The 18,999-nt window shown below is 47.0% G+C and carries 18 protein-coding genes; 7 read left to right on the top strand and 11 right to left on the bottom strand.

Annotated elements, in window-relative coordinates; genetic code table 11:
• Positions 1 to 25: 25 nt before the first annotated feature.
• The 5 genes from B5G04_RS07255 to B5G04_RS07235 form a co-directional block, all read right to left on the bottom strand.
• Positions 26 to 901: a mechanosensitive ion channel domain-containing protein gene (locus tag B5G04_RS07255; protein WP_022039733.1), complete on the bottom strand. Its 876-nt coding sequence runs from the start codon at positions 899 to 901 to the stop codon at positions 26 to 28.
• A 96-nt stretch (positions 902 to 997) separates the two neighbouring features.
• Positions 998 to 1,609, bottom strand: coding sequence for an L-threonylcarbamoyladenylate synthase (locus B5G04_RS07250; protein WP_022039732.1), 612 nt, complete (start codon positions 1,607 to 1,609; stop codon positions 998 to 1,000).
• Positions 1,610 to 1,689: 80 nt separating this feature from the next.
• The gene (locus tag B5G04_RS07245; protein ID WP_022039731.1) at positions 1,690 to 2,880 is read right to left on the bottom strand and encodes an FprA family A-type flavoprotein; all 1,191 of its coding nucleotides are present in this window, start codon (positions 2,878 to 2,880) and stop codon (positions 1,690 to 1,692) included.
• Between the two features lie 49 nt (positions 2,881 to 2,929).
• Positions 2,930 to 3,856: a TIGR01212 family radical SAM protein gene (locus B5G04_RS07240; protein ID WP_087247216.1), complete on the bottom strand. Its 927-nt coding sequence runs from the start codon at positions 3,854 to 3,856 to the stop codon at positions 2,930 to 2,932.
• 54 nt (positions 3,857 to 3,910) lie between these two features.
• On the bottom strand, positions 3,911 to 5,452 hold the full coding sequence (locus B5G04_RS07235; protein WP_087247214.1) for a glycoside hydrolase family 28 protein: 1,542 nt from the start codon (positions 5,450 to 5,452) through the stop codon (positions 3,911 to 3,913).
• Positions 5,453 to 6,059: 607 nt separating this feature from the next.
• Here B5G04_RS07235 and B5G04_RS07230 point away from each other — a divergent pair.
• Both B5G04_RS07230 and B5G04_RS07225 read left to right on the top strand, forming a co-directional pair.
• Positions 6,060 to 6,419 carry a BlaI/MecI/CopY family transcriptional regulator gene (locus B5G04_RS07230; RefSeq protein ID WP_087247212.1) on the top strand — a complete coding sequence of 120 codons (360 nt, stop codon included), beginning with the start codon at positions 6,060 to 6,062 and terminating at the stop codon, positions 6,417 to 6,419.
• 291 nt (positions 6,420 to 6,710) lie between these two features.
• Entirely contained in the window at positions 6,711 to 8,273 is a 1,563-nt protein-coding gene (locus B5G04_RS07225) for a M56 family metallopeptidase (protein ID WP_087247210.1), read from the top strand.
• An 89-nt stretch (positions 8,274 to 8,362) separates the two neighbouring features.
• On the opposite strand, the gene B5G04_RS07220 is transcribed toward B5G04_RS07225, so the two are convergent.
• The 5 genes from B5G04_RS07220 to B5G04_RS07200 form a co-directional block, all read right to left on the bottom strand.
• Positions 8,363 to 9,301, bottom strand: a complete 939-nt coding sequence (locus B5G04_RS07220; RefSeq protein WP_087396503.1) for an exopolyphosphatase — start codon at positions 9,299 to 9,301, stop codon at positions 8,363 to 8,365.
• Positions 9,298 to 11,364 carry an RNA degradosome polyphosphate kinase gene (locus tag B5G04_RS07215; protein ID WP_087247208.1) on the bottom strand — a complete coding sequence of 689 codons (2,067 nt, stop codon included), beginning with the start codon at positions 11,362 to 11,364 and terminating at the stop codon, positions 9,298 to 9,300. Before B5G04_RS07215 ends, B5G04_RS07220 begins: the two co-directional genes overlap by 4 nt.
• 120 nt (positions 11,365 to 11,484) lie before the next feature.
• Complete coding sequence (locus tag B5G04_RS07210) at positions 11,485 to 12,603, bottom strand: glycosyltransferase family protein (protein WP_087211478.1); 1,119 nt, start codon at positions 12,601 to 12,603, stop codon at positions 11,485 to 11,487.
• Positions 12,600 to 13,409, bottom strand: a complete 810-nt coding sequence (locus B5G04_RS07205) for a UDP-2,3-diacylglucosamine diphosphatase (protein ID WP_022039724.1) — start codon at positions 13,407 to 13,409, stop codon at positions 12,600 to 12,602. Before B5G04_RS07205 ends, B5G04_RS07210 begins: the two co-directional genes overlap by 4 nt.
• A 76-nt stretch (positions 13,410 to 13,485) precedes the next feature.
• Positions 13,486 to 13,686 carry a type II toxin-antitoxin system HicB family antitoxin gene (locus B5G04_RS07200; RefSeq protein ID WP_022039723.1) on the bottom strand — a complete coding sequence of 67 codons (201 nt, stop codon included), beginning with the start codon at positions 13,684 to 13,686 and terminating at the stop codon, positions 13,486 to 13,488.
• A gap of 153 nt (positions 13,687 to 13,839) precedes the next feature.
• Here B5G04_RS07200 and B5G04_RS07195 point away from each other — a divergent pair, with 153 nt between their 5' ends.
• Positions 13,840 to 14,493, top strand: a complete 654-nt coding sequence (locus tag B5G04_RS07195) for an HAD family hydrolase (RefSeq protein WP_087396718.1) — start codon at positions 13,840 to 13,842, stop codon at positions 14,491 to 14,493.
• Positions 14,494 to 14,584: 91 nt separating this feature from the next.
• On the opposite strand, the gene pfkA is transcribed toward B5G04_RS07195, so the two are convergent.
• Positions 14,585 to 15,565, bottom strand: coding sequence for a 6-phosphofructokinase (pfkA, locus tag B5G04_RS07190; RefSeq protein WP_013619179.1), 981 nt, complete (start codon positions 15,563 to 15,565; stop codon positions 14,585 to 14,587).
• 232 nt (positions 15,566 to 15,797) lie between these two features.
• Here pfkA and B5G04_RS07185 point away from each other — a divergent pair, with 232 nt between their 5' ends.
• From B5G04_RS07185 to B5G04_RS07170, 4 genes are all read left to right on the top strand, one after another.
• Positions 15,798 to 16,109, top strand: coding sequence for a nitrous oxide-stimulated promoter family protein (locus B5G04_RS07185; protein ID WP_022039721.1), 312 nt, complete (start codon positions 15,798 to 15,800; stop codon positions 16,107 to 16,109).
• A gap of 238 nt (positions 16,110 to 16,347) precedes the next feature.
• Positions 16,348 to 17,043: a NigD-like protein gene (locus tag B5G04_RS07180; protein WP_087396716.1), complete on the top strand. Its 696-nt coding sequence runs from the start codon at positions 16,348 to 16,350 to the stop codon at positions 17,041 to 17,043.
• 119 nt (positions 17,044 to 17,162) lie between these two features.
• Positions 17,163 to 18,536 carry a DNA repair protein RadA gene (gene radA, locus B5G04_RS07175; RefSeq protein ID WP_013617289.1) on the top strand — a complete coding sequence of 458 codons (1,374 nt, stop codon included), beginning with the start codon at positions 17,163 to 17,165 and terminating at the stop codon, positions 18,534 to 18,536.
• A 58-nt stretch (positions 18,537 to 18,594) separates the two neighbouring features.
• Positions 18,595 to 18,975 carry a GxxExxY protein gene (locus B5G04_RS07170; protein ID WP_087396714.1) on the top strand — a complete coding sequence of 127 codons (381 nt, stop codon included), beginning with the start codon at positions 18,595 to 18,597 and terminating at the stop codon, positions 18,973 to 18,975.
• Positions 18,976 to 18,999 lie beyond the last annotated feature (24 nt).

Below are 18,999 nucleotides of genomic sequence, written 5' to 3'. Positions count from 1 at the left end.
TTGGCTTATCATCGTTTCGCCTCTATCAGTCTTTCGCCTGATGTACGGTCAATTGTGGGAATGGGAAACCGATACCTTCCTTATTAAAGGTTTCATATACCGTCTTGTTCATATCGAAATAAACATCCCAATAGTCTGCCGTTTTTGCCCATGCACGTACCTTAATGTCCACACTACTTGCAGACAAAGCCCCTAAAGCAATCATCGGTGCCGGAGTCTTTAAGATACGCGGATCATTATCAATAATGCGTTGAAGCACTTCTTTTACCCGCTCAAAATCTTCACCATATTCTACACCGAAAACCCATTCGGCACGACGTGTCTCCTGCTTACTGTAATTGGTGATGGCATTACTGCTCAATAATCCATTCGGTACATAAATAATCCGATTATCCACAGTGGTCAACACTGTATGGAATATCTGAATTTCTTTCACGGTGCCGCTTTCATCGTCAGGGCCATCAATATAGTCTCCCACCTTAAAAGGCTTGAACACCAGAATTATCAGACCACCGGCAAAATTAGACAGATTACCTGATAATGCCATACCAATAGCCACACCTGCCGAAGCCAGCAAAGCAGCCAGACTGGTAGTTTCCACTCCTAACTTGCTGATAACAGCAAAAGCAAGTACAATATTTAGCAACAAACTGACCAGACTTTCCAAAAAAGTCCGTACGCTCACTTCCAACTTCCTCCGTTCCAGTATTTTCCGGAACAGACGATTAATCTGCTTGATGACAAAACGCCCTATAATGAAGATTATCAAGGCAGCCAAAATACTTTTTCCTGCATCAATACTCCAATTCAACAGTTTGTCAAGCAAATCTTCTACATTAACTAATTTCGTTCCCGATTCTGCAGCCAGCAAAACCACATTCAATAAAGTTGATAATACCATAATTACTTCGTTTATTTGCACATTTCTTTTAATGAATGTCCGCATTTCACCTAATTGCCCCTACATAGGATGTTTTGCGGAATTCAATTTTCTTTCTTATACCTCCAGTTCACCTTTTCCCTGGCGGACAATTTCGGGTATATCTTCACAACAATTAATGACGGTAGAAGGTTCGATGCCTCCTATACCTCCGTCAATAATCAAATCGACTTCTTCGCCGAATTTTTCATCAATCAACTCAGGATCGGTTATATATTCTATATCCTCACCTTCCCGCAAAGGCAAGGTAGTGGTCAGAATCGGAGCTTCAAGCAAACGGCAAATTTCACGGATGATAGTATTATCGGGCACACGGATACCCACTTCTTTTCGGTTGCGAAATATCTTGGGCAGACGGCTGTCAGCTTTTAAGATAAAGGTAAAGGGACCGGGAAGATTACGTTTCATCAGCTTAAAAGTGGCATTCCCTACTTGCGCATATTCGCTGATATTGCTTAAATCGTAGCAAATGATAGAAAGGTTGTTCTTCTTCGGATTCAGGTTCTTCAGTCGGCAAATCTTTTCGATAGGACGTTCTTTCAAAGCGTGGCATCCCATCGCATACATCGTGTCGGTAGGATAAATGATAATTCCTCCGTCATTCAAGATATCCACGATATGCTGCAACACATCGGGATCATTGTGCTTGTCGTACAGTTTCTGTATCATAGGCTTCTTAAAAATTCACCACAGATTACACAGATTATTTTATTTATTTTTAATCTGTGTAATCTGTGGTGAAAAAAACATCACTTGCGGTCAGCTTTCAGCCGTTCTGCCATCGCCTTCGCCAGTTCTTTCGCCTGACGGGCGGTGTCCTGCCCCATGCTCTGCTTCATCTCAACCGGATTGCCTACAATTTCGAACTTCAACTTTTCGGCATATTCGGCAAGTTTCTTTACAGCTGCACTTGCCCAGGTATACGAACCGAAATAGCCCATCACACGGTTCTTCATCTCGCGGGCAGCTACCTTACTGAGCAAAGCTTCCATTTCGGGATAAAGATGCATATTATAGGTAGTACATCCCACTATCAGACCTTTGTAGCGGAAAATATCTGCCAAAATATACGAATGCGGTGTCTTCGATACGTTGTGCATCACGATGTTCTTGATACCCTGTGCGCTCAGTTCCTCGGCAATGGTTTCCGCCAGTTCTTCGGTATTGCCATACATCGTTCCGTATGCAATGACCACACCTTCCTCTCCTTCGTACCGGCTCAGGCGGTCATACAAGTCAACTACTTGCGGAATCTTCTCCGTCCATACCGGTCCGTGGGTAGAACAAATCATCTGAATATCAAGTCCCTTGCATTTCTGCAAAGCCTTCTGTACCGGATTGCCGAATTTACCGACAATGTTCGAGTAATACCGACGCATCTCACCTTCGTAGATTTCGGTATTGATATCCTTATCGATACAGCCACCGTTCAATGCACCAAAGCAACCAAACGCATCTCCCGAAAACAAGATACCTTCGGTTTCATCGAACGTAACCATCGTCTCGGGCCAATGTACCATTGGTATCAAGTAGAAACGCAAATTGTGATGTCCCAGTTTCAGGAAATCACCTTCACCCACTACATAACGGTCGCCTCCAATACCATAGAAACCTTCCACCATATCGAATGTTTTCTTGTTGCCCACCAATACGATATCGGGATAATATTGCTTGATCAAGGCGATAGAACCAGAATGGTCAGGCTCCATATGGTTAATAATCAAGTAATTGATTTTACGGTCACCTATTACCGACTTGATTTTCTTCAGATATACTTCGAAGAAAGCCACATCAACCGTATCTACCAATGCCACCATCTCGTCATCGGCTATCAAATAAGAGTTATAAGACACTCCGTATGGTAATGGCCATAAATTTTCGAACAACGCTTTCGAGCGGTCGTTCACACCTACATAATGTACATTCCCTTTCAGTTTCATGATTGTTTCAAATTAGTGACTTTTTAAACTTTAACCTTTTTACCTATTATTATATGTAATATTTTCCTTGCCAGGCATCACGCTCGCACATACGTTTCTGCAAGCGGGCGGTAAACTCGTGATTTTTCAATCCCCAGTCGGGAGCAAGCAACAGCTCTTTGGGAGATTGGGAAATGAAACGCTCCAACACCAGGTCTGGACGCAGATGTTCCACATAATCTATCACCACATCGATGTATTCATCGACCGAATACAAATGAAAATCGCTGGGATTTCTTTCATACTCGTATGCCATCCGTGTTCCTTTTATCAACTGCAACTGGTGCAGTTTCAAGGTAGTCAGCGGCAACAACGACAAAGCCTTGGTCTGCTCCAGCAGTGCTTGTTTTCCATCTTCTCCCGGAAGACCTACTATGACATGACCTCCTGTCCGTATCCCCCTTTCCGCTGTACGCCGTACAGTTTCTTGGGTACAAGCAAAGGTATGTCCACGATTGATACGCTGCAAAATTACATCGTTTGTACTTTCTATCCCATACTCAACCAACAAAAATGTCCGTTCATTCAATTCAGACAGATAGTCCAACAATTCCTCCGGCATACAATCCGGACGCGTCCCGATTACCAATCCCACCACATCCGGCACAGCCAAAGCTTCCTCGTACATCTGCACCAGCTGCTCCAATCCGGCATAAGTGTTGGTATATGCCTGAAAATAAGCCAAATATTTCATCTGTGGATATTTACGGGAAAAGAACTGTTTCCCTTCTTCCAACTGCACTGCTATTGGTTTTTCCGTCCGGCAATATTCGGGATTGAATGTCTGGTTATTGCAGTACGTACAACCACCGTATCCCTTCGTGCCATCACGATTAGGACACGTAAATCCTGCATTTACCGACAACTTCTGCACTTTGAACGGAAAATGTGCTGCCAGAAAAGCCGAAAAGTCTTTGTAACGTGATTGCCTGTCCATAATGAACTGATTTTTCGGGCGCAAAGATAATAAAGTTTTTCCAATTATCAATTGTTAATTGTCAATTGAAAAAATCCATCTTTCGGGCACTCTCGCTTTCCGTTGCAAGCCGGTCTGCCTCAGCACCACCTGCCCCGCCTGCTTGCCTTCGGGCAAAACGATATCCGAAAGGCTCAACCTGCTTACGCGGTCGAACACAAATGCCGGACGGTAATCGTCCTCGCGCAAACGCAACGTAATGTCTTTCATGGTCAAACCGGACACGTGACGCACATAAAATCCCCACGCCGGCAATTCCTCGAACATGCTGAACTCGGGATAGCCGTCTACGTTTTCGGGCACATCCGCCAGCCGGCTCAACGAGATATACGCCATGCCTTTCGACGCGCGTCCCGGATAAACGATTTCGATATTCTCCAACGTCACATTCTCAACGTCATGTCCCGGTATGCCCGAAATGGAAGCAGGAAAAGGATTGTGGAAGAAAGGCAAGGCAGGACCGCGCAGGTCGTAATCGATATCCGGACGCCCGAAAGGAATCTCGGCATACAGGTTGCGGATGCTTACATTCCGCACATAGCCCGGCGCCTCGCCAGACCGGTGCCCCAAGCGAATGAAAATGGCATTGCCCGTATTGACAGCATGTATGTTGCTCACCCGGATATTCTCTATCGCCGCTCCGTCTACAGATTCAATGGCGATAGCCGAACGGTAGGTGTCCTTGACACGGATATCGTCTATCGTCACATTCTTGAAGCCTCCACCCGACTCAGTCCCGAACTTAATGGCGCTGGCACTGCTGATAATCCGGCAATGGGCAATAGACACACGGTCGTTGCACGCATCCCGGTTGTGCGACTTCAGGCAAATGCCGTCGTCCGCCGAATTTACATCACAATTGGCGATGCGCACGTCCTTGCAATCGCTGATGTCTATGCCGTCGTTGTTCCAATACGCCCGGTTTTCGATGTGCAGGCTATCCAGCGTCACATCGGTACACAACGAGAACGAAAGCCCCCATGCCGCACTGCTCCTGAAGCTGGCACGATGTATGCGCACATTCCGGCATCCCCTGACGAACAACAGCTTGGGACGTGTATTGGGACGCTTGCGATACGTATTGTAATGCGGGTCGACCAGCTCCCCCGTATGGTGCAGGCTATCAATGGTCAGAGCCAGTTCCCTGCCCTGCCCGTCTACGCATCCGCCTCCTGTAATGCCGATATTTTCAGCCCCGTCGGCATAAATCAGCGCCTGATCGAAATGGTCATTGTTCACCTTCAGTTCTTTTTCCGTACTGAACTTCGGATAATCGTAAGGCGAAGTGCTCCCCAGCAGCACAGCCCCCTCTTCCAGATACAGCGTCACGCCCGACTTCAGCCGCAAGCTTCCCGTCAGATAACGCCCTGCGGGGAAACGCAAAACCCCTCCTCCACGGGCATGAAGTCCGTCAATGGCACCTTGCAGGCTACCGGTGTTCAATGTCTTCCCGTCGCCTACGGCTCCATGACGGGTCACGTCAAGCTCCATAACGCCTGCCATGCCCGATAAAGCATACAAGAAACAAGCCGCAAAAAAGATGAGTTTATATTTCATAGCCAGTCTATTAAGTTCGTTTTGCAAAGATAAAAATAAAACATCATTCCAAGCCTACCCAATAAATAAAAAATAAATTGAATTCCGCAAACATCCCATGTAGGGGCGTATCGCATACGCCCGAATGCGTCCACTTATCCATACGGATGTTTTCCGGGCGTATACGTCTACCTATCCACGCGAATGTCTTTAGGGCGTATGCGATACGCCCCTACAGCAATTGGGCAAAATGCGGAATTCATTAAAAATAAACGAAACGGTAACTTATCAAACAGACAAGCCTGTATTTGCTTTTAAGCACTACTTCTTTTATGCAGTCAAATAAATAGATTTTATGGTTTCCATATCAAAACCGTATGGTTTCCATATCGAGAACGTACGGTTTCCATATCGAGAACGTACGGTTTTGAATTGGAAACCATAAAACTTACTGATATAAATTGCTATATTACCGCAAAAGCATTGGCATTACAACATACGCTTTCCGCAAATATGCTTTTTTCTATTTCCTCCACAGACTTTCGCCACTGTTCACTATTATTAACTATAAAGATTAGTTGAATAACTAAAACTTTTAGTTACTTTGCGGAAAACAAACGGAAATAGCATGAAAAGACTGACCGCAAAAGAAGAAGAAGTAATGGGATTTTTCTGGGAGAAAGGTCCTTTGTTCGTCAAGCAGCTGCTGGAGTTCTATTCCGAGCCGCGTCCGCACTTCAATACGCTTTCCACCATTGTGCGCGGACTGGAAGAGAAAGGCTATCTGGCGCATACGGCATTCGGCAATACGTACCAATACCGTGCCGCCGTGTCGAAAGACGAGTTCAAGCGCGGGACGCTGAAAAGCGTCATCAGCAAGTATTTCAACAATTCCTACTTAGGGGTGGTCTCTTCGCTGGTAAAGGAAGAGGAGATTTCGATAGAGGAGCTGAAAGAGCTTATCAAGCAAGTGGAGGAAGGGAAATAAGGTTGTGTTAGTTTTTGAGTTTTTTAGTTTTTGAGTTTTTTAGTTTGTCAGTTTGGAGTTATTGAATTACTAAAAGATAAACTCAAGAACTTAAAAACCAACAAACTTAAAAACTCAATATGAATGTCCTCATTTTGCCAAATTGCCTGTAGGGGCGTATCGCATACGCCCGAATGCATCAACTAATCCACGTGGATGTTTTTCAGGGCGTATGCGATACGCCCCTACATTGGCTATCTGCGGACATACTTAAAAACTTAAGAACTCAAAAACTTAAAAACTCAAAAAGATATGGGACTATTTTTTATCTATATACTGAAAGCATCGGTCTGCCTGGCTTTGTTCTACCTTTTTTATAAGGTATTGCTGAGCAAGGAAACGTTTCATCGGTTCAACCGGCTGGCATTGCTGGGCATATTGGTCTTGTCGTGCCTCCTGCCTGCGGTGAAGATTGCCATCAGCGAACCTACGGCATTGAACCAGACCGTATCGGACTTGGAAAGCCTGCTGATGCTGGCTGAACTTCGTGCAGGAACAGAAGCCGCGGAAACGGTTTCCCGGTTCGGATGGCAAGAAACAATGGTAAGCATTTACCTGATAGGAGCTTTCTGCTGCTGCATCAAGAGCCTTATCGGAATCGGGCGGATATGTACCGTCATCCGCAGGAACCGGAAAGAAAAGCTGGCAGACGGGAGCATCCTGGTACGTTATCCGGGGAAAATCGCCCCGTTCAGCTGGATGCATTACATCGTGATGCCGGACACAGACCTGCAAGAAGACAACAGGGCGATAGTGGCACACGAGCAAGCCCACATCCGCCTCCGGCACTCGTGGGACCTGCTGCTTGCCCAAGCGTGCATCGTTGTGCAATGGTTCAATCCGGCGGCATGGCTGGTGAAGCAAGAATTGCAGAACATCCACGAATACGAAGCCGACGAAGCCGTACTGGCATCCGGTGTCAACGCCAAGGAATATCAATTGTTATTAATAAAGAAAGCCGTTGGCTCAAGGCTCTACTCTCTCGCCAACAGCTTAAATCACAGTTCACTTAAAAAACGTATCACTATGATGATGAGAAAAAAATCGAACCCGTGGGCACGCGCCAAGTACCTCTACGTACTTCCGCTGGCTGCAGTAGCTGTAGCCGCTTTTGCCCGTCCCGAAATCTCGAAACCGCTGAATGAGATTTCACGTGTCAAAGTTACGGAATTTCCGGCAATATCCGATGCCGTAACAAGTGAAAGTATCGAAAAAGCCGATACACTTAAAGGAAAGCCCCAAACGATAGTCATCGTGGGGGACAAAAACAATCCGGACAATGAGGAAGAACCTTATACGGCGGTAGAACAGATGCCCCAATTCCCGGGCGGCATGAAAGCATTGATGGAGTATATCAGCACAAACCTGCGCTATCCTGAAGACGCCAAGCAGCAGAAGACGGAAGGAAGGGTCATCGCCCGTTTTACGGTAAAAAAAGACGGAAGCATCGGAGACGTGAATATCGTACGTGGCGTAAGCCCCAGCCTCGATGCCGAAGCCGTGCGGGTGCTTTCGGATATGCCCAAATGGGAACCGGGCATGCAGAACGGGAAAGCCGTAGCGACCCTCTATACGGTTCCGGTAATGTTCAAGCTGGATAAGGAAGGTGCAGCAAGCGATAGCACGATAATTTCTTTTGAACCGCAAGGTGTATTGATTCTCGTTGATGGGAAAGAATTCCCTACAAAAGACTTGTTCACGATTGACCCGAATACAGTTGAAAAAGTAGAAATCATAAAAGACCCTGAAAAGATTGCTCCCTACGGGGAAAAAGGTAAGAACGGCGTAATGCTGATTACGATTAAAAAGCATTAAATGAAGAATGAAGAATTAAGAATGAAGAACTCATCACGCTGGATGAAAATTCTTCATTCTTAATTCTTCATTCTTCATTAAAAAAAGCCTCATTTTTCCGCATCGAGCGACTTCAATGATTTCCCGTGTTCGCGCTCTTCCTTGCTTCCGGCATAAAGTCCATCGATGATACCGTCGGCAAGACCAATGGTTGGCACATAGACATATTTCGAACCTAAAATGCCGGCTATAGTCAGGAAGATGTTGCCTGCAGGCACGATAACATCTGCACGGTCGGGCTTCAGGCTAAACTTATCCATACGCTCTTCCACCGACAAGACACTCAATTCGTCGTACAAGCCACGCAGGGTTTCTACCGTCATCCGCTGGGCTTTCTTGTCTTTCTTCTCCGCCAGCCGGTAAAGCTTGTTGATGTTTCCTCCCGAACCGATGATGTTGGTATCGGGATATTGGCGGGCAAGTTCCGCCATATCCTCTTTCAGGCGCGTCCACTCGCTTTCCTTTACCGCCTTGTTCAGCAAACGCACGGTACCGATGTTGTACGAACGGCTGCACTGCAATTCTCCTTGCGAAAGCAGGTTGATTTCGGTCGAACCTCCCCCTACATCCACATACAGGTAATTGCCCGTGCGGTCTTTCATATATTCAATGTGGTTGTTATAGACGATTTGCGCCTCTTCCTGTCCGCCGATAATCTCAATGTGAATACCGGTTTTCTTCTCGATTTCCTTGATGATGTCCATACCGTTCTTGGCATCGCGCATTGCCGAAGTGGCACACGCGCGGTACTTCTGTACATCGTAAATCTTCATCAGATAGGCATACGATTTCATCAGGCGCATCATGTTCTTTTCACGCTTTTCCGAAATCTTTCCCTTGCCGAACACATCAAAACCCAGGCGGAGAGGCACACGCAGCAGCAATTCCTTCGTGAACTTCGCCTGTCCTTCATTTTCTTCAATCCGTTTCACCAGCAAACGGGCGGCATTCGAACCGATGTCGATTGCCGCATAATTCATCTCTGTCATTCTTCTTTCTCGTTTTTAGCTACATAGTAATTATACAATGCTTCTTGCGAACGGAAAGGTTGTTCGTCGACAATGGCGTGAAACTCATTATCGCCCGTACCATCGACAATACGTCCCTGAAGCGTATCCTTCAGTCCATACTCCACGATACGTTTCATTTCCTCTTTGATATCGGGGTCGTAAACAGGTGTCACCACTTCTACCCGATTATCCAGGTTACGGGGCATCCAGTCGGCCGAGCCGATGAACACTTTCTCCGTACCGCCCGCAGCGAATACAAAGATACGAGAATGTTCCAAATAACGGTCAATAATTGCGTTAATTCGTATATGATCACTCACTCCGGGCACATCAGTGACCAGCGAGCAATTGCCCCGCACCACCAAATCGATATCTACACCGGTTTGAGAAGCTTCATACAGTTTGTCCACCATCATAGGGTCGGTAATGTGATTGACCTTGATTTTGATATAAGCCGGCTTTCCCGCTTTCTTGTTCTTGATTTCATCACGAATCAAAGCGATGAACTTGTTTTTCATCTCATTGGGCGAAACCAGCAATTCCTTGAACTTAATTGGAACATACGGACGCTCGATAAAGTCGAATACGGCATTCACGTCCTTCACCAGCCTGGGCGAAGCCGTCATCAACATACAATCGGTGTACATACGGGCGTTACCCTCGTGGAAGTTTCCGGTGCTGATGCAAGCGATGTCCGGACCGGTCTTCATCCCGATGTGGGTAATCTTGGAATGCACTTTCAAGCCCTCCACACCAAAAATAACGCGGATACCCGCATCCTGCATCTTCTTCGACCAGTTGACATTGGAAGCCTCGTCAAAGCGTGCCAGCAACTCGATGACTACGGTCACCTTCTTTCCGTTGCGTGCGGCAGCTATCAACGCCTTTACCACTTTCGACTCTTTTGCCAGACGGTAAAGGGTAATCTTTACACTGGTCACCTGCTTGCTTACGGCAGCTTCCTGCAACACACGGATAAACGAATCAAAGCTATGATAAGGCACATGGATAAAACGGTCTTTCTTCTGTATTTTCTGAAGCAGGCTATCCGGACCGTCCAGGCTCTTACGCAAGATACAAGGCCATGCGGGATATTTCAGGTCGGCACGGTCGCAATCGGGAAAACGCATAAAATCCTTATGGTTCTGATAACGTCCGCTTGCCATCACCGTATCGTTCTTGTCCACATCCAGTTTTTTCAGCACGCGTTTCAGCAGGTCCTTCGGCATACTGCTATCGTAAAGCACACGCAAAGGCTCGCCGTGCTTACGGCTCTTCACCCCTTTCAATATCTTCTGCAAGGTACCGCTATTGGCATCGTTGTCGATTTCCATTTCCGCATCACGGGTAAACTTGTAAGTATAAGCCTCGAAATGAGTATATCCCAATCCCTCGAACACCAGAGGGAGGCAGCACCGGATCACATCGTCCAAATACATCAGATATCGCTTCTCGCCTTCGTTAGGAAGACGGACAAACCGCCCGCATACGCTTACCGGCAGTTCCAGGAATGCATAATCTGCCACTCGTGTGCTTTCCTCTTTGCTCACCTTTACGGCGAGGTAAATGTTTTCATCGTTTCCGAAATCGAGTGAACGCACCTCCGAAAACCAAATCGGAATAACCTGGCCGCTCAACTTCGACTTATAAAAAGAATATATGAATGCCTTCTGTTCGGGAGATATTTCGGTATCGGAAAGCAGGAAGATATTTTCTTTGCGCAACTCTTCGGTAATGCCTACCACAGCTTCGCCATACTCCTTCACATAACGCGAATTGAGGCGGGATATCTGCTTGATAAGTTTCTTAGCATGTTCGCTTTCCGAAGCCGCCGACTTATCCGCACATTCGGCTATCCGGCTCTGCGAAGCCATGCGCACACGGAAAAACTCATCCAGATTATTCGAATAAATGCCTAAGAAAGACATACGCTCCAACAAAGGCACATGCGGACGGCATGCTTCCTGCAGAATACGCCGATTAAAGAACATCCAACTAATATCCCGATCCAAATAGGGGAACTTCTTTTTCTTCTGTAACATAACTAAACATTTTTCTGCAAAGAAAGACAATTCTTGTTACATTACGATTGCAAAACCAAAAAGAATCCCTAAATAATTCTAATCAGCTCAAAAAAAAGGCGACAAGTCCTCACAAAGTCCTCACACATACTCCTCCACCATATACATTCCTTGCATGTAATCGTGCGAGATATGTTTTTCCAATTCGTTCAGGATGATGTAACGCGAAGAGCGCACCCATGTCCCGAACGTCGGGTCAGGCTGGTAAGTCCCAGCAAATGCCAACAGTTTGTCCAGGTTGAATCCTTCGTCTACAATCCCACTTCCGTCCAAAGTGGCATCGTACGCATTACACTCCTGCTCGATATGTGCCGGTACCATCAGGATAGGCTTACCCAGATACATCGCCTCGCATATCGACTCGAAACCTGCCGTACTGGCGTATGCCTTGCAACCTGCCATCTGGCGCAGGAACTCCCGGTCGTCCAACTGATAAAACGACAAGGTTTCGTCTATCTTTTTCACCGGTTCTTCTTCCCAATGGTCCCAAAAGAAGCGCAAAGGTACCTGAGGATGTTCTTCGTGCCAGCGGCGCACATAATCAGAAAATCCAGAATTGACCATATACCCGTGAATATAATCGCCTTTCACCGGCTCCTGCTCGAACACTTCCTGACGCAACAGGGGAGGAATGATGCTGATACGATGCTTCTCATCGTCTTTCATCGCACGAAACGAAAGTGCCAGCCTGCGCGATGCACCTAACGAAGTGAGACGGGTGAAGAGGTTCATCAGAAACGAACTGCACCGGTTCTTTCTAGGCATCCGGAAATCCTTATGCAGGAACAGATACTGATGTCCGATACATACCATCGGAACAGACGGGCGGAAGAAGAAATAAGTAAGCCCCGTCATCAGTTCGTAAAAATTGATGACCAGGTCGGCTCCCGTTTCACGGATACGCCGGTTGACGTAGCACATACTTTCATAGTATTCGGGCAATTTCAGCAAGCTGTACATAAAACTCCGGCTCAGATTGGCACGCCTGTTGGCGCGCGTAGGCAGAAAATTGGGGCTGATAATATGTTTGATAGGTGCCTGAATGTTCCGAATGAAAAACCCCGGCAAACGGCGTGACTCACTCTTGCCTACCAGCACTTCCACCACATCGTGGCCGTTCTCACGTAACAGTTTTTCCAGCGAAATCGCTTGGGTCAAGTGTCCCCTTCCCTCTCCTTGGACTACGAATAATACTCTCATGATGCTACAGGTATAATTGATAATACGGACTTTTTTTCTTCCATTTCCTTCTGTTTAACCATCTCCGTGTAATAAACCACATTCCAATTGCCTTCCTTGTCTTCGGTCAAGGCAGACATCGTCTCTACCCAGTCGCCCGAATTCAGGTAATGGATGCCATCTATCATCCGGTTCTCCGGATGGTGAATATGCCCGCAAATCACCCCATCGCATTTCCGGGTGCGTGCAAAATCCACCAGCACCGTTTCGAAATCGGATATATAATTCACGGCCTGCTTGACTTTTTGCTTGATAGCCTGCGACAACGAGTAATAAGGCTTACCCCGCCTGATGCGGTACTTATTGTAAAGACTGTTCATCTCCAGCAACAAGGTATAGCCGATGTCACCCAGCTTCGCCAGCCATTTCATCCCCGATGTCACTTTGTCGAACACATCCCCATGGGTTACGAAATAATGCTTGCCGTTGCTTTCCAGCACATAGTCTTTCACAAGGGTCAGGTTGGCAAACTGCAAAGGGATAAGACTCTCCAGAAAATCATCGTGATTGCCCCTCACATATACAATCTCCGTCCCCCAATTCTCCATCATCTTCATCAGAATCTTGAAAAAACGCGTATGTTCGGCTTTCCATTTCCGCACACCCGACTTCTGCAGACTCCAGCCATCGATAATATCGCCGTTCAGGATAAGACGGTCGCAATCTACCGCACTCAAAAAATCACTCACCTGATTCACTTTCGAATGAGAAGTACCCAAATGGATATCCGAAAGCACTACCGTACGGTAATGAGGTCTTATGTTCATCATATAGTCCGATTTAAATCAATACAAAGAAAGTACTTTTTTATTACAATCCAAAAGATAAAACTAAAATAATTTATCAACTTACATCTTCCAGCGTGTATATCAAGGATATTTCCCGGAAATATTCTTCGGCCACTTCCATCAGATTTTCAAGCGCGTCATCTTCTGTCTCGCCGTAAGCACAGCATTGGTCATAGTCTGACAGATAAGCATAATAACCGCCATCGGCTGTGCATTCCAACACATAATTTTCAGAAAAAGGAGTACCTATATTCATAATCGTCATTTTTTTAAACTTCCCAAAAGTCTCCTTTTCATATTACAATATGATGTATATGATGTTACTTTTCTGTTTATCCGATGAAGACATGCCATTTTTTCTGCCAATTATCGTATCTTTGCAGGCAGAAACACAAAAAATGACATGGAAATGAAAAAACTGATTATATTCGACCTTGACGGCACTTTACTCGACACCATAGCCGACCTGGCTGGAGCCACTAACCATGCACTTGCCACTTATGGTTATCCCATTCACGAGACAGACGCTTACCGGTTCTTCGTAGGAAACGGCATCAACAAACTTTTCGAACGGGCTTTACCCGAAACAGAACGAAACGAAACGAATATCATGAAAATCCGTTCCGTTTTTATACCTTATTATAATAAGCACAATGCCGACCTGAGCCTGCCATACGCAGGAATCACACACGCATTGGAAACTCTCCAGGCTAAAGGATGCCAGCTTGCCGTAGCATCGAACAAATACCAGGAAGCCACCACCAAGCTTATCACCCAATACTTCCCTACCCTCTCTTTTGTCCGTATTTTCGGACAACGGGAAGGCGTGCCGGCCAAGCCCGACCCTGCCGTAGTATTCGAAATCATGCAGGCTGCAGGAGTATCTCCTCAAGACACAGCTTACATCGGAGATTCAGGCGTAGACATGCAGACGGGCATCAATGCCGGAACAGAAACCATTGGTGTAAGTTGGGGGTTCCGTCCGCGCACCGAACTGGAAGCCTACCATCCGGCATTCATCGCCGATACACCCGAAGAATTGCTGTCTTTTTTAGGTAACTAGGAACCAGTTGGCTAGGGACTAGGTTCTGAATACCTTAGTAAAACTATTTAAAACCTAGTACCTAGTCAACTGGTTCCTAGTCCCTAAAAGCTTAAATAGACAACTCGTCAAGCACCTGGATAAGCGACTTGTCGAGCGGCTTGTCTTTCTTGATGGCTTCCGAGAAAGGCACATACACCACCTTATCATTGCGGATACCTATCATCACGTTCCGCTGGTCTTCTTTCAGCGCCTCGATAGCGCCTACCCCCAGGCGGCTTGCCAAAATACGGTCGTACGCGCTCGGAGAACCTCCCCGCTGCAAGTGCCCCAAAATGGTGACACGCACGTCGTATTGCGGATATTCTTTCTTCACACGCTCGGCATAGTGCATGGCTCCTCCGTCCTTGGGCGATTCGGACACAATCACGATACTGCTGTTCTTCGACTTGCGGAAGCCGCGCCCGATAAACTGCTCCAGCTGGTCTACGTCGGTCTGGTCTTCCGGGATAATGGCAGCTTCGGCTCCCGAAGCTATCGCACTGTTCTGGGCAAGGAATCCGGCGTCACGCCCCATTACTTCCACAAAGAAGATGCGGTCGTGCGAAGTCGCGGTGTCACGTATCTTGTCCACACATTCCACGATGGTATTCAGTGCCGTGTCATAACCGATGGTCGAGTCGGTTCCGTACAAGTCATTGTCAATCGTTCCGGGCAAACCGATACACGGCACATTAAACTCTTGCGCAAAAGTCAGCGCACCCGTCAACGAACCATTCCCGCCGATGACAATCAACGCATCAATGCCTGCCGCCACCATGTTATCATACGCCACCTTACGGCCTTCCGGAGTCATGAAGTCCTTCGAACGTGCCGTTTTCAATATCGTACCTCCACGCTGGATAATGCTGCTCACATCTTGCGTGGTAAACTCCTTGATTTCATTCCGAATCAAACCTTCATAACCTCGGTAAATGCCTTTCACCGTATACCCGTTGAAAATAGCGCTGCGTGTCACCGCACGGATAGCCGCATTCATGCCCGAAGCATCACCTCCCGAAGTCAAGATTCCAATACATTTAATTTGTTTCATACCGTCTTATCTGTTAGTTAGTTAAATCTGATGCCTTCCCTTACGGAAATGCACCCCAAATGTAAGACATTCATAACGAAACGCGCAATCTGTAAGTATAAAATATTTAAAATGCCGTAAAATCACATCTCTTTCCCAAAAGCATTTTGAGCTTTCCGGGCTTTTCGTTATCTTCGCTTTTCAAAATTCACACTTTTCCGGATACCAAATCAAAGAAATCATCATCAAAACCATGAGCCGCACCCCCTCACACATTGAACGAGAGAAGCGCGTAGTAACGCAAATGATCAGGCTCTATTGCCGCCATAAAGAAGGAAACGCCACGCTTTGCCCCGCCTGCCAGGCACTTTTGGAATATGCCCATGCCCGCCTCTCGCATTGCCGCTACGGCGAACAGAAACCCACCTGCAAGCAATGCCCCATCCATTGTTACAGCCCTCGGATGCGCGGGCAGATGCGAACCGTCATGCGTTATGCCGGACCAAGGATGTTACTTTATCACCCTGTTTCCGCACTTGTGCATTTATGGAAAGAACTTTTTTGAATAAGTAACTGTTTTGAATTTGTCGTACGATGATTTAGGATAAGTTTTTATGAATCCTACAAACATCCCATGTACTATGTAGGGACGGAGTCAGCCCTTACATGGCTATTGGGAAAAATGAGAATATTCATTAAATAAGTGCCCATTATTTGTTTCAATATTTTTAACATCTAAAGATGCATGATTTATGCTTACCTTGCATTTCATAGACAAAAGTAACACATTAGAACCTACGAATATGAATGCAATGAACAAATGGACCAGGACGTTACTGCTAGCCACAGCAATGGGCGGCACACTCGCTTTTTCATCGTGCCTAGACGATGATGACAATTACTACACAGCCTACAACGGTGCAATCGTTACTGCCAAAACAGATACCGACGGCACATTCTACCTGCAGTTGGACGACAGCACAACCGTACTTCCGGTCAACATCGCTACATCTCCATTCGGCGACAAGGAAGTAAGAGCACTGATGAACTTTGATTTTTCGGAAGAATCTGCCGGCAAATACGACCAAGCCGTCACAGTCTATTGGATGGACAGTGTCTTGACCAAACCAATGGCAACCGATCTGGAAGAAAAAAATGACTCGGTGTACGGCACCGACCCTATCGAAATCGTACGCGATTGGGTGAACATAGCCGAAGACGGATACCTCACACTACATTTCAGGACGGTATTCGGCAACGTTGGAACCAAACACATGGTCAGCCTCCTGCCAACAAATAATCCAGAAAACCCGTATGAAGTGGAACTACGCCACAATGCATATGGGGACACTTACGGAGAACAAGGAGACGGAATGGTGGCATTCAGACTCGATGCACTGCCCGACACCCAAGGCAATACCGTCAAACTGAAACTGATCTGGCAATCATATAGCGGCGAGAAGTCGACTGAATTCGATTATCGCTCACGGGAAGAATAAAGACAAAGAGGGTAAGGAAGTCCCCCATTCCTTACCCGACATATTTTTTCACCTCTTCAACACATGAATTTCGCAGATTTTTGCCTAAGTTTGCCGAAAGAAACTGAAAAGGGAAAGATATGGCTAAAGAAAAAACGGTGTATGTATGCACCCATTGCGGATACGAATCGCCCAAATGGGCAGGCAAATGCCCTTCGTGCGGACAATGGAACACATTTACGGAAGAGGTGGTACGCAAGGAAACACCGGTGGCAAAACACGCGGCGCACGGCATCGAAAGCGTGCGCTCGAAACCACAACAACTGCACGAAATCACTTCGAGCGAAGAGTTGCGCATCGACATGGGAGATGACGAGCTGAACCGGGTACTGGGAGGCGGGCTGGTAGAAGGCTCGCTCACCCTGATAGGAGGCGAGCCGGGCATCGGCAAGTCAACGCTTATCCTTCAGACGGTATTGCGCCTGCCCGGCCTGAAAGTGCTTTACATCTCGGGCGAAGAGAGTGCCCGCCAACTGAAACTGCGTGCCGACCGCATCCCGCATCCCGAAACGACGCAGCTGCTGATAGCCTGCGAAACGTCATTGGAACAAATCTTCACCCACATCAAGAACACAGCCCCCGCCCTGGTCATCATCGACTCCATACAGACCATATCGACCGAAACCATCGATTCTTCGCCGGGAAGCATCGTGCAAGTGCGCGAATGTTCGGCAGCCATCCTCAAGTTCGCCAAAGAGACAGGCACGCCCGTCATCCTCATCGGACATATCAACAAGGAAGGAAGCATCGCCGGACCGAAGGTGCTGGAACACATCGTAGACACGGTACTGCAGTTCGAGGGCGACCAGCACTACATGTACCGCATCCTGCGGAGCATCAAGAACCGCTTCGGGAGCACGGCGGAGCTGGGCATCTACGAGATGAGGCAGGACGGGCTGAGGCAAGTGAGCAACCCGTCGGAACTGTTGCTCACGCAAGACCACGAGGGAATGAGCGGAGTGGCTATCGCCTGCGCCGTAGAAGGCATACGCCCGTTCCTCATCGAAGTGCAGGCACTGGTGAGCACGGCAGCCTATGGCATGCCCCAGCGTTCCGCCACGGGATTCGACCTGCGGCGGATGAACATGCTGCTCGCCGTGCTGGAGAAACGGGTAGGCTTCAAGCTGGCGCAGAAGGACGTGTTCCTCAACATAGCCGGAGGACTGAAAGTGAACGACCCTGCCATCGACCTGGCGGTCATCAGCGCCATCCTTTCGAGCAATATGGACACGGAAATAGAAACCGGCGTGTGCATGGCGGGCGAAGTGGGCCTGAGCGGTGAAATCCGTCCGGTGAACCGCATCGAGCAGCGCATCGGCGAAGCGGAAAAACTGGGCTTCAAGCGCATGCTCATCCCCAAACATAATCTGCAAGGTCTGGACCGGAAGAAAATCAAAATCGAACTGGTACCGGTGAGGAAGGTAGAAGAAGCCTTCCGGGAGCTCTTCGGATGATGTGTTTCTCTTCACCACAGATTACACAGATTATTTTAATTTATTATTTCTCATGCCGATGAACACGATAGAATTAAACCAATTATCATATAACATTATAGGCTGTGCCTATCAAGTACATAAAGCATTGGGCCCCGGACTTCTTGAAAGCACTTACGAAACGTGTTTATGCTATGAACTGGGACAAAAAGGATTACATTATGAACGACAAAAAGGAATTGACATCAATTACAATGGCATAATCATTCCCAATGCTTACAAAATAGATATTTCCGTAGAAAATCAAGTCATTGTAGAGTTAAAATCGGTAGAAAACCTGTTGCCTATCCATACCGCTCAATTGCTCACTTACTTGAAACTTGCGAACAAACACGTTGGATTATTAATAAATTTCAATACCACAAACTTACAGAACGGTATTAAACGATATGTAAAATAAATTGTTTAATCTGTGTAATCTGTG

This window comes from Bacteroides sp. An51A (genome assembly GCF_002161565.1).
GTDB lineage: Bacteria > Bacteroidota > Bacteroidia > Bacteroidales > Bacteroidaceae > Phocaeicola > Phocaeicola intestinalis.
This window is presented reverse-complemented; position numbering and strand designations above follow the sequence as displayed.

What these genes read in the sequence shown, in the direction of transcription:
- B5G04_RS07255 (WP_022039733.1), bottom strand. Translation starts at nt 901, where the DNA reads ATGGTATTATCAACTTTATTGAATGTGGTTTTGCTGGCTGCAGAATCG.
- B5G04_RS07250 (WP_022039732.1), bottom strand. Translation starts at nt 1,609, where the DNA reads ATGATACAGAAACTGTACGACAAGCACAATGATCCCGATGTGTTGCAG.
- B5G04_RS07245 (WP_022039731.1), bottom strand. Translation starts at nt 2,880, where the DNA reads ATGAAACTGAAAGGGAATGTACATTATGTAGGTGTGAACGACCGCTCG.
- B5G04_RS07240 (WP_087247216.1), bottom strand. Translation starts at nt 3,856, where the DNA reads ATGGACAGGCAATCACGTTACAAAGACTTTTCGGCTTTTCTGGCAGCA.
- B5G04_RS07235 (WP_087247214.1), bottom strand. Translation starts at nt 5,452, where the DNA reads ATGAAATATAAACTCATCTTTTTTGCGGCTTGTTTCTTGTATGCTTTA.
- B5G04_RS07230 (WP_087247212.1), top strand. Translation starts at nt 6,060, where the DNA reads ATGAAAAGACTGACCGCAAAAGAAGAAGAAGTAATGGGATTTTTCTGG.
- B5G04_RS07225 (WP_087247210.1), top strand. Translation starts at nt 6,711, where the DNA reads ATGGGACTATTTTTTATCTATATACTGAAAGCATCGGTCTGCCTGGCT.
- B5G04_RS07220 (WP_087396503.1), bottom strand. Translation starts at nt 9,301, where the DNA reads ATGACAGAGATGAATTATGCGGCAATCGACATCGGTTCGAATGCCGCC.
- B5G04_RS07215 (WP_087247208.1), bottom strand. Translation starts at nt 11,364, where the DNA reads ATGTTACAGAAGAAAAAGAAGTTCCCCTATTTGGATCGGGATATTAGT.
- B5G04_RS07210 (WP_087211478.1), bottom strand. Translation starts at nt 12,603, where the DNA reads ATGAGAGTATTATTCGTAGTCCAAGGAGAGGGAAGGGGACACTTGACC.
- B5G04_RS07205 (WP_022039724.1), bottom strand. Translation starts at nt 13,409, where the DNA reads ATGAACATAAGACCTCATTACCGTACGGTAGTGCTTTCGGATATCCAT.
- B5G04_RS07200 (WP_022039723.1), bottom strand. Translation starts at nt 13,686, where the DNA reads ATGAATATAGGTACTCCTTTTTCTGAAAATTATGTGTTGGAATGCACA.
- B5G04_RS07195 (WP_087396718.1), top strand. Translation starts at nt 13,840, where the DNA reads ATGAAAAAACTGATTATATTCGACCTTGACGGCACTTTACTCGACACC.
- pfkA (WP_013619179.1), bottom strand. Translation starts at nt 15,565, where the DNA reads ATGAAACAAATTAAATGTATTGGAATCTTGACTTCGGGAGGTGATGCT.
- B5G04_RS07185 (WP_022039721.1), top strand. Translation starts at nt 15,798, where the DNA reads ATGAGCCGCACCCCCTCACACATTGAACGAGAGAAGCGCGTAGTAACG.
- B5G04_RS07180 (WP_087396716.1), top strand. Translation starts at nt 16,348, where the DNA reads ATGAATGCAATGAACAAATGGACCAGGACGTTACTGCTAGCCACAGCA.
- radA (WP_013617289.1), top strand. Translation starts at nt 17,163, where the DNA reads ATGGCTAAAGAAAAAACGGTGTATGTATGCACCCATTGCGGATACGAA.
- B5G04_RS07170 (WP_087396714.1), top strand. Translation starts at nt 18,595, where the DNA reads ATGAACACGATAGAATTAAACCAATTATCATATAACATTATAGGCTGT.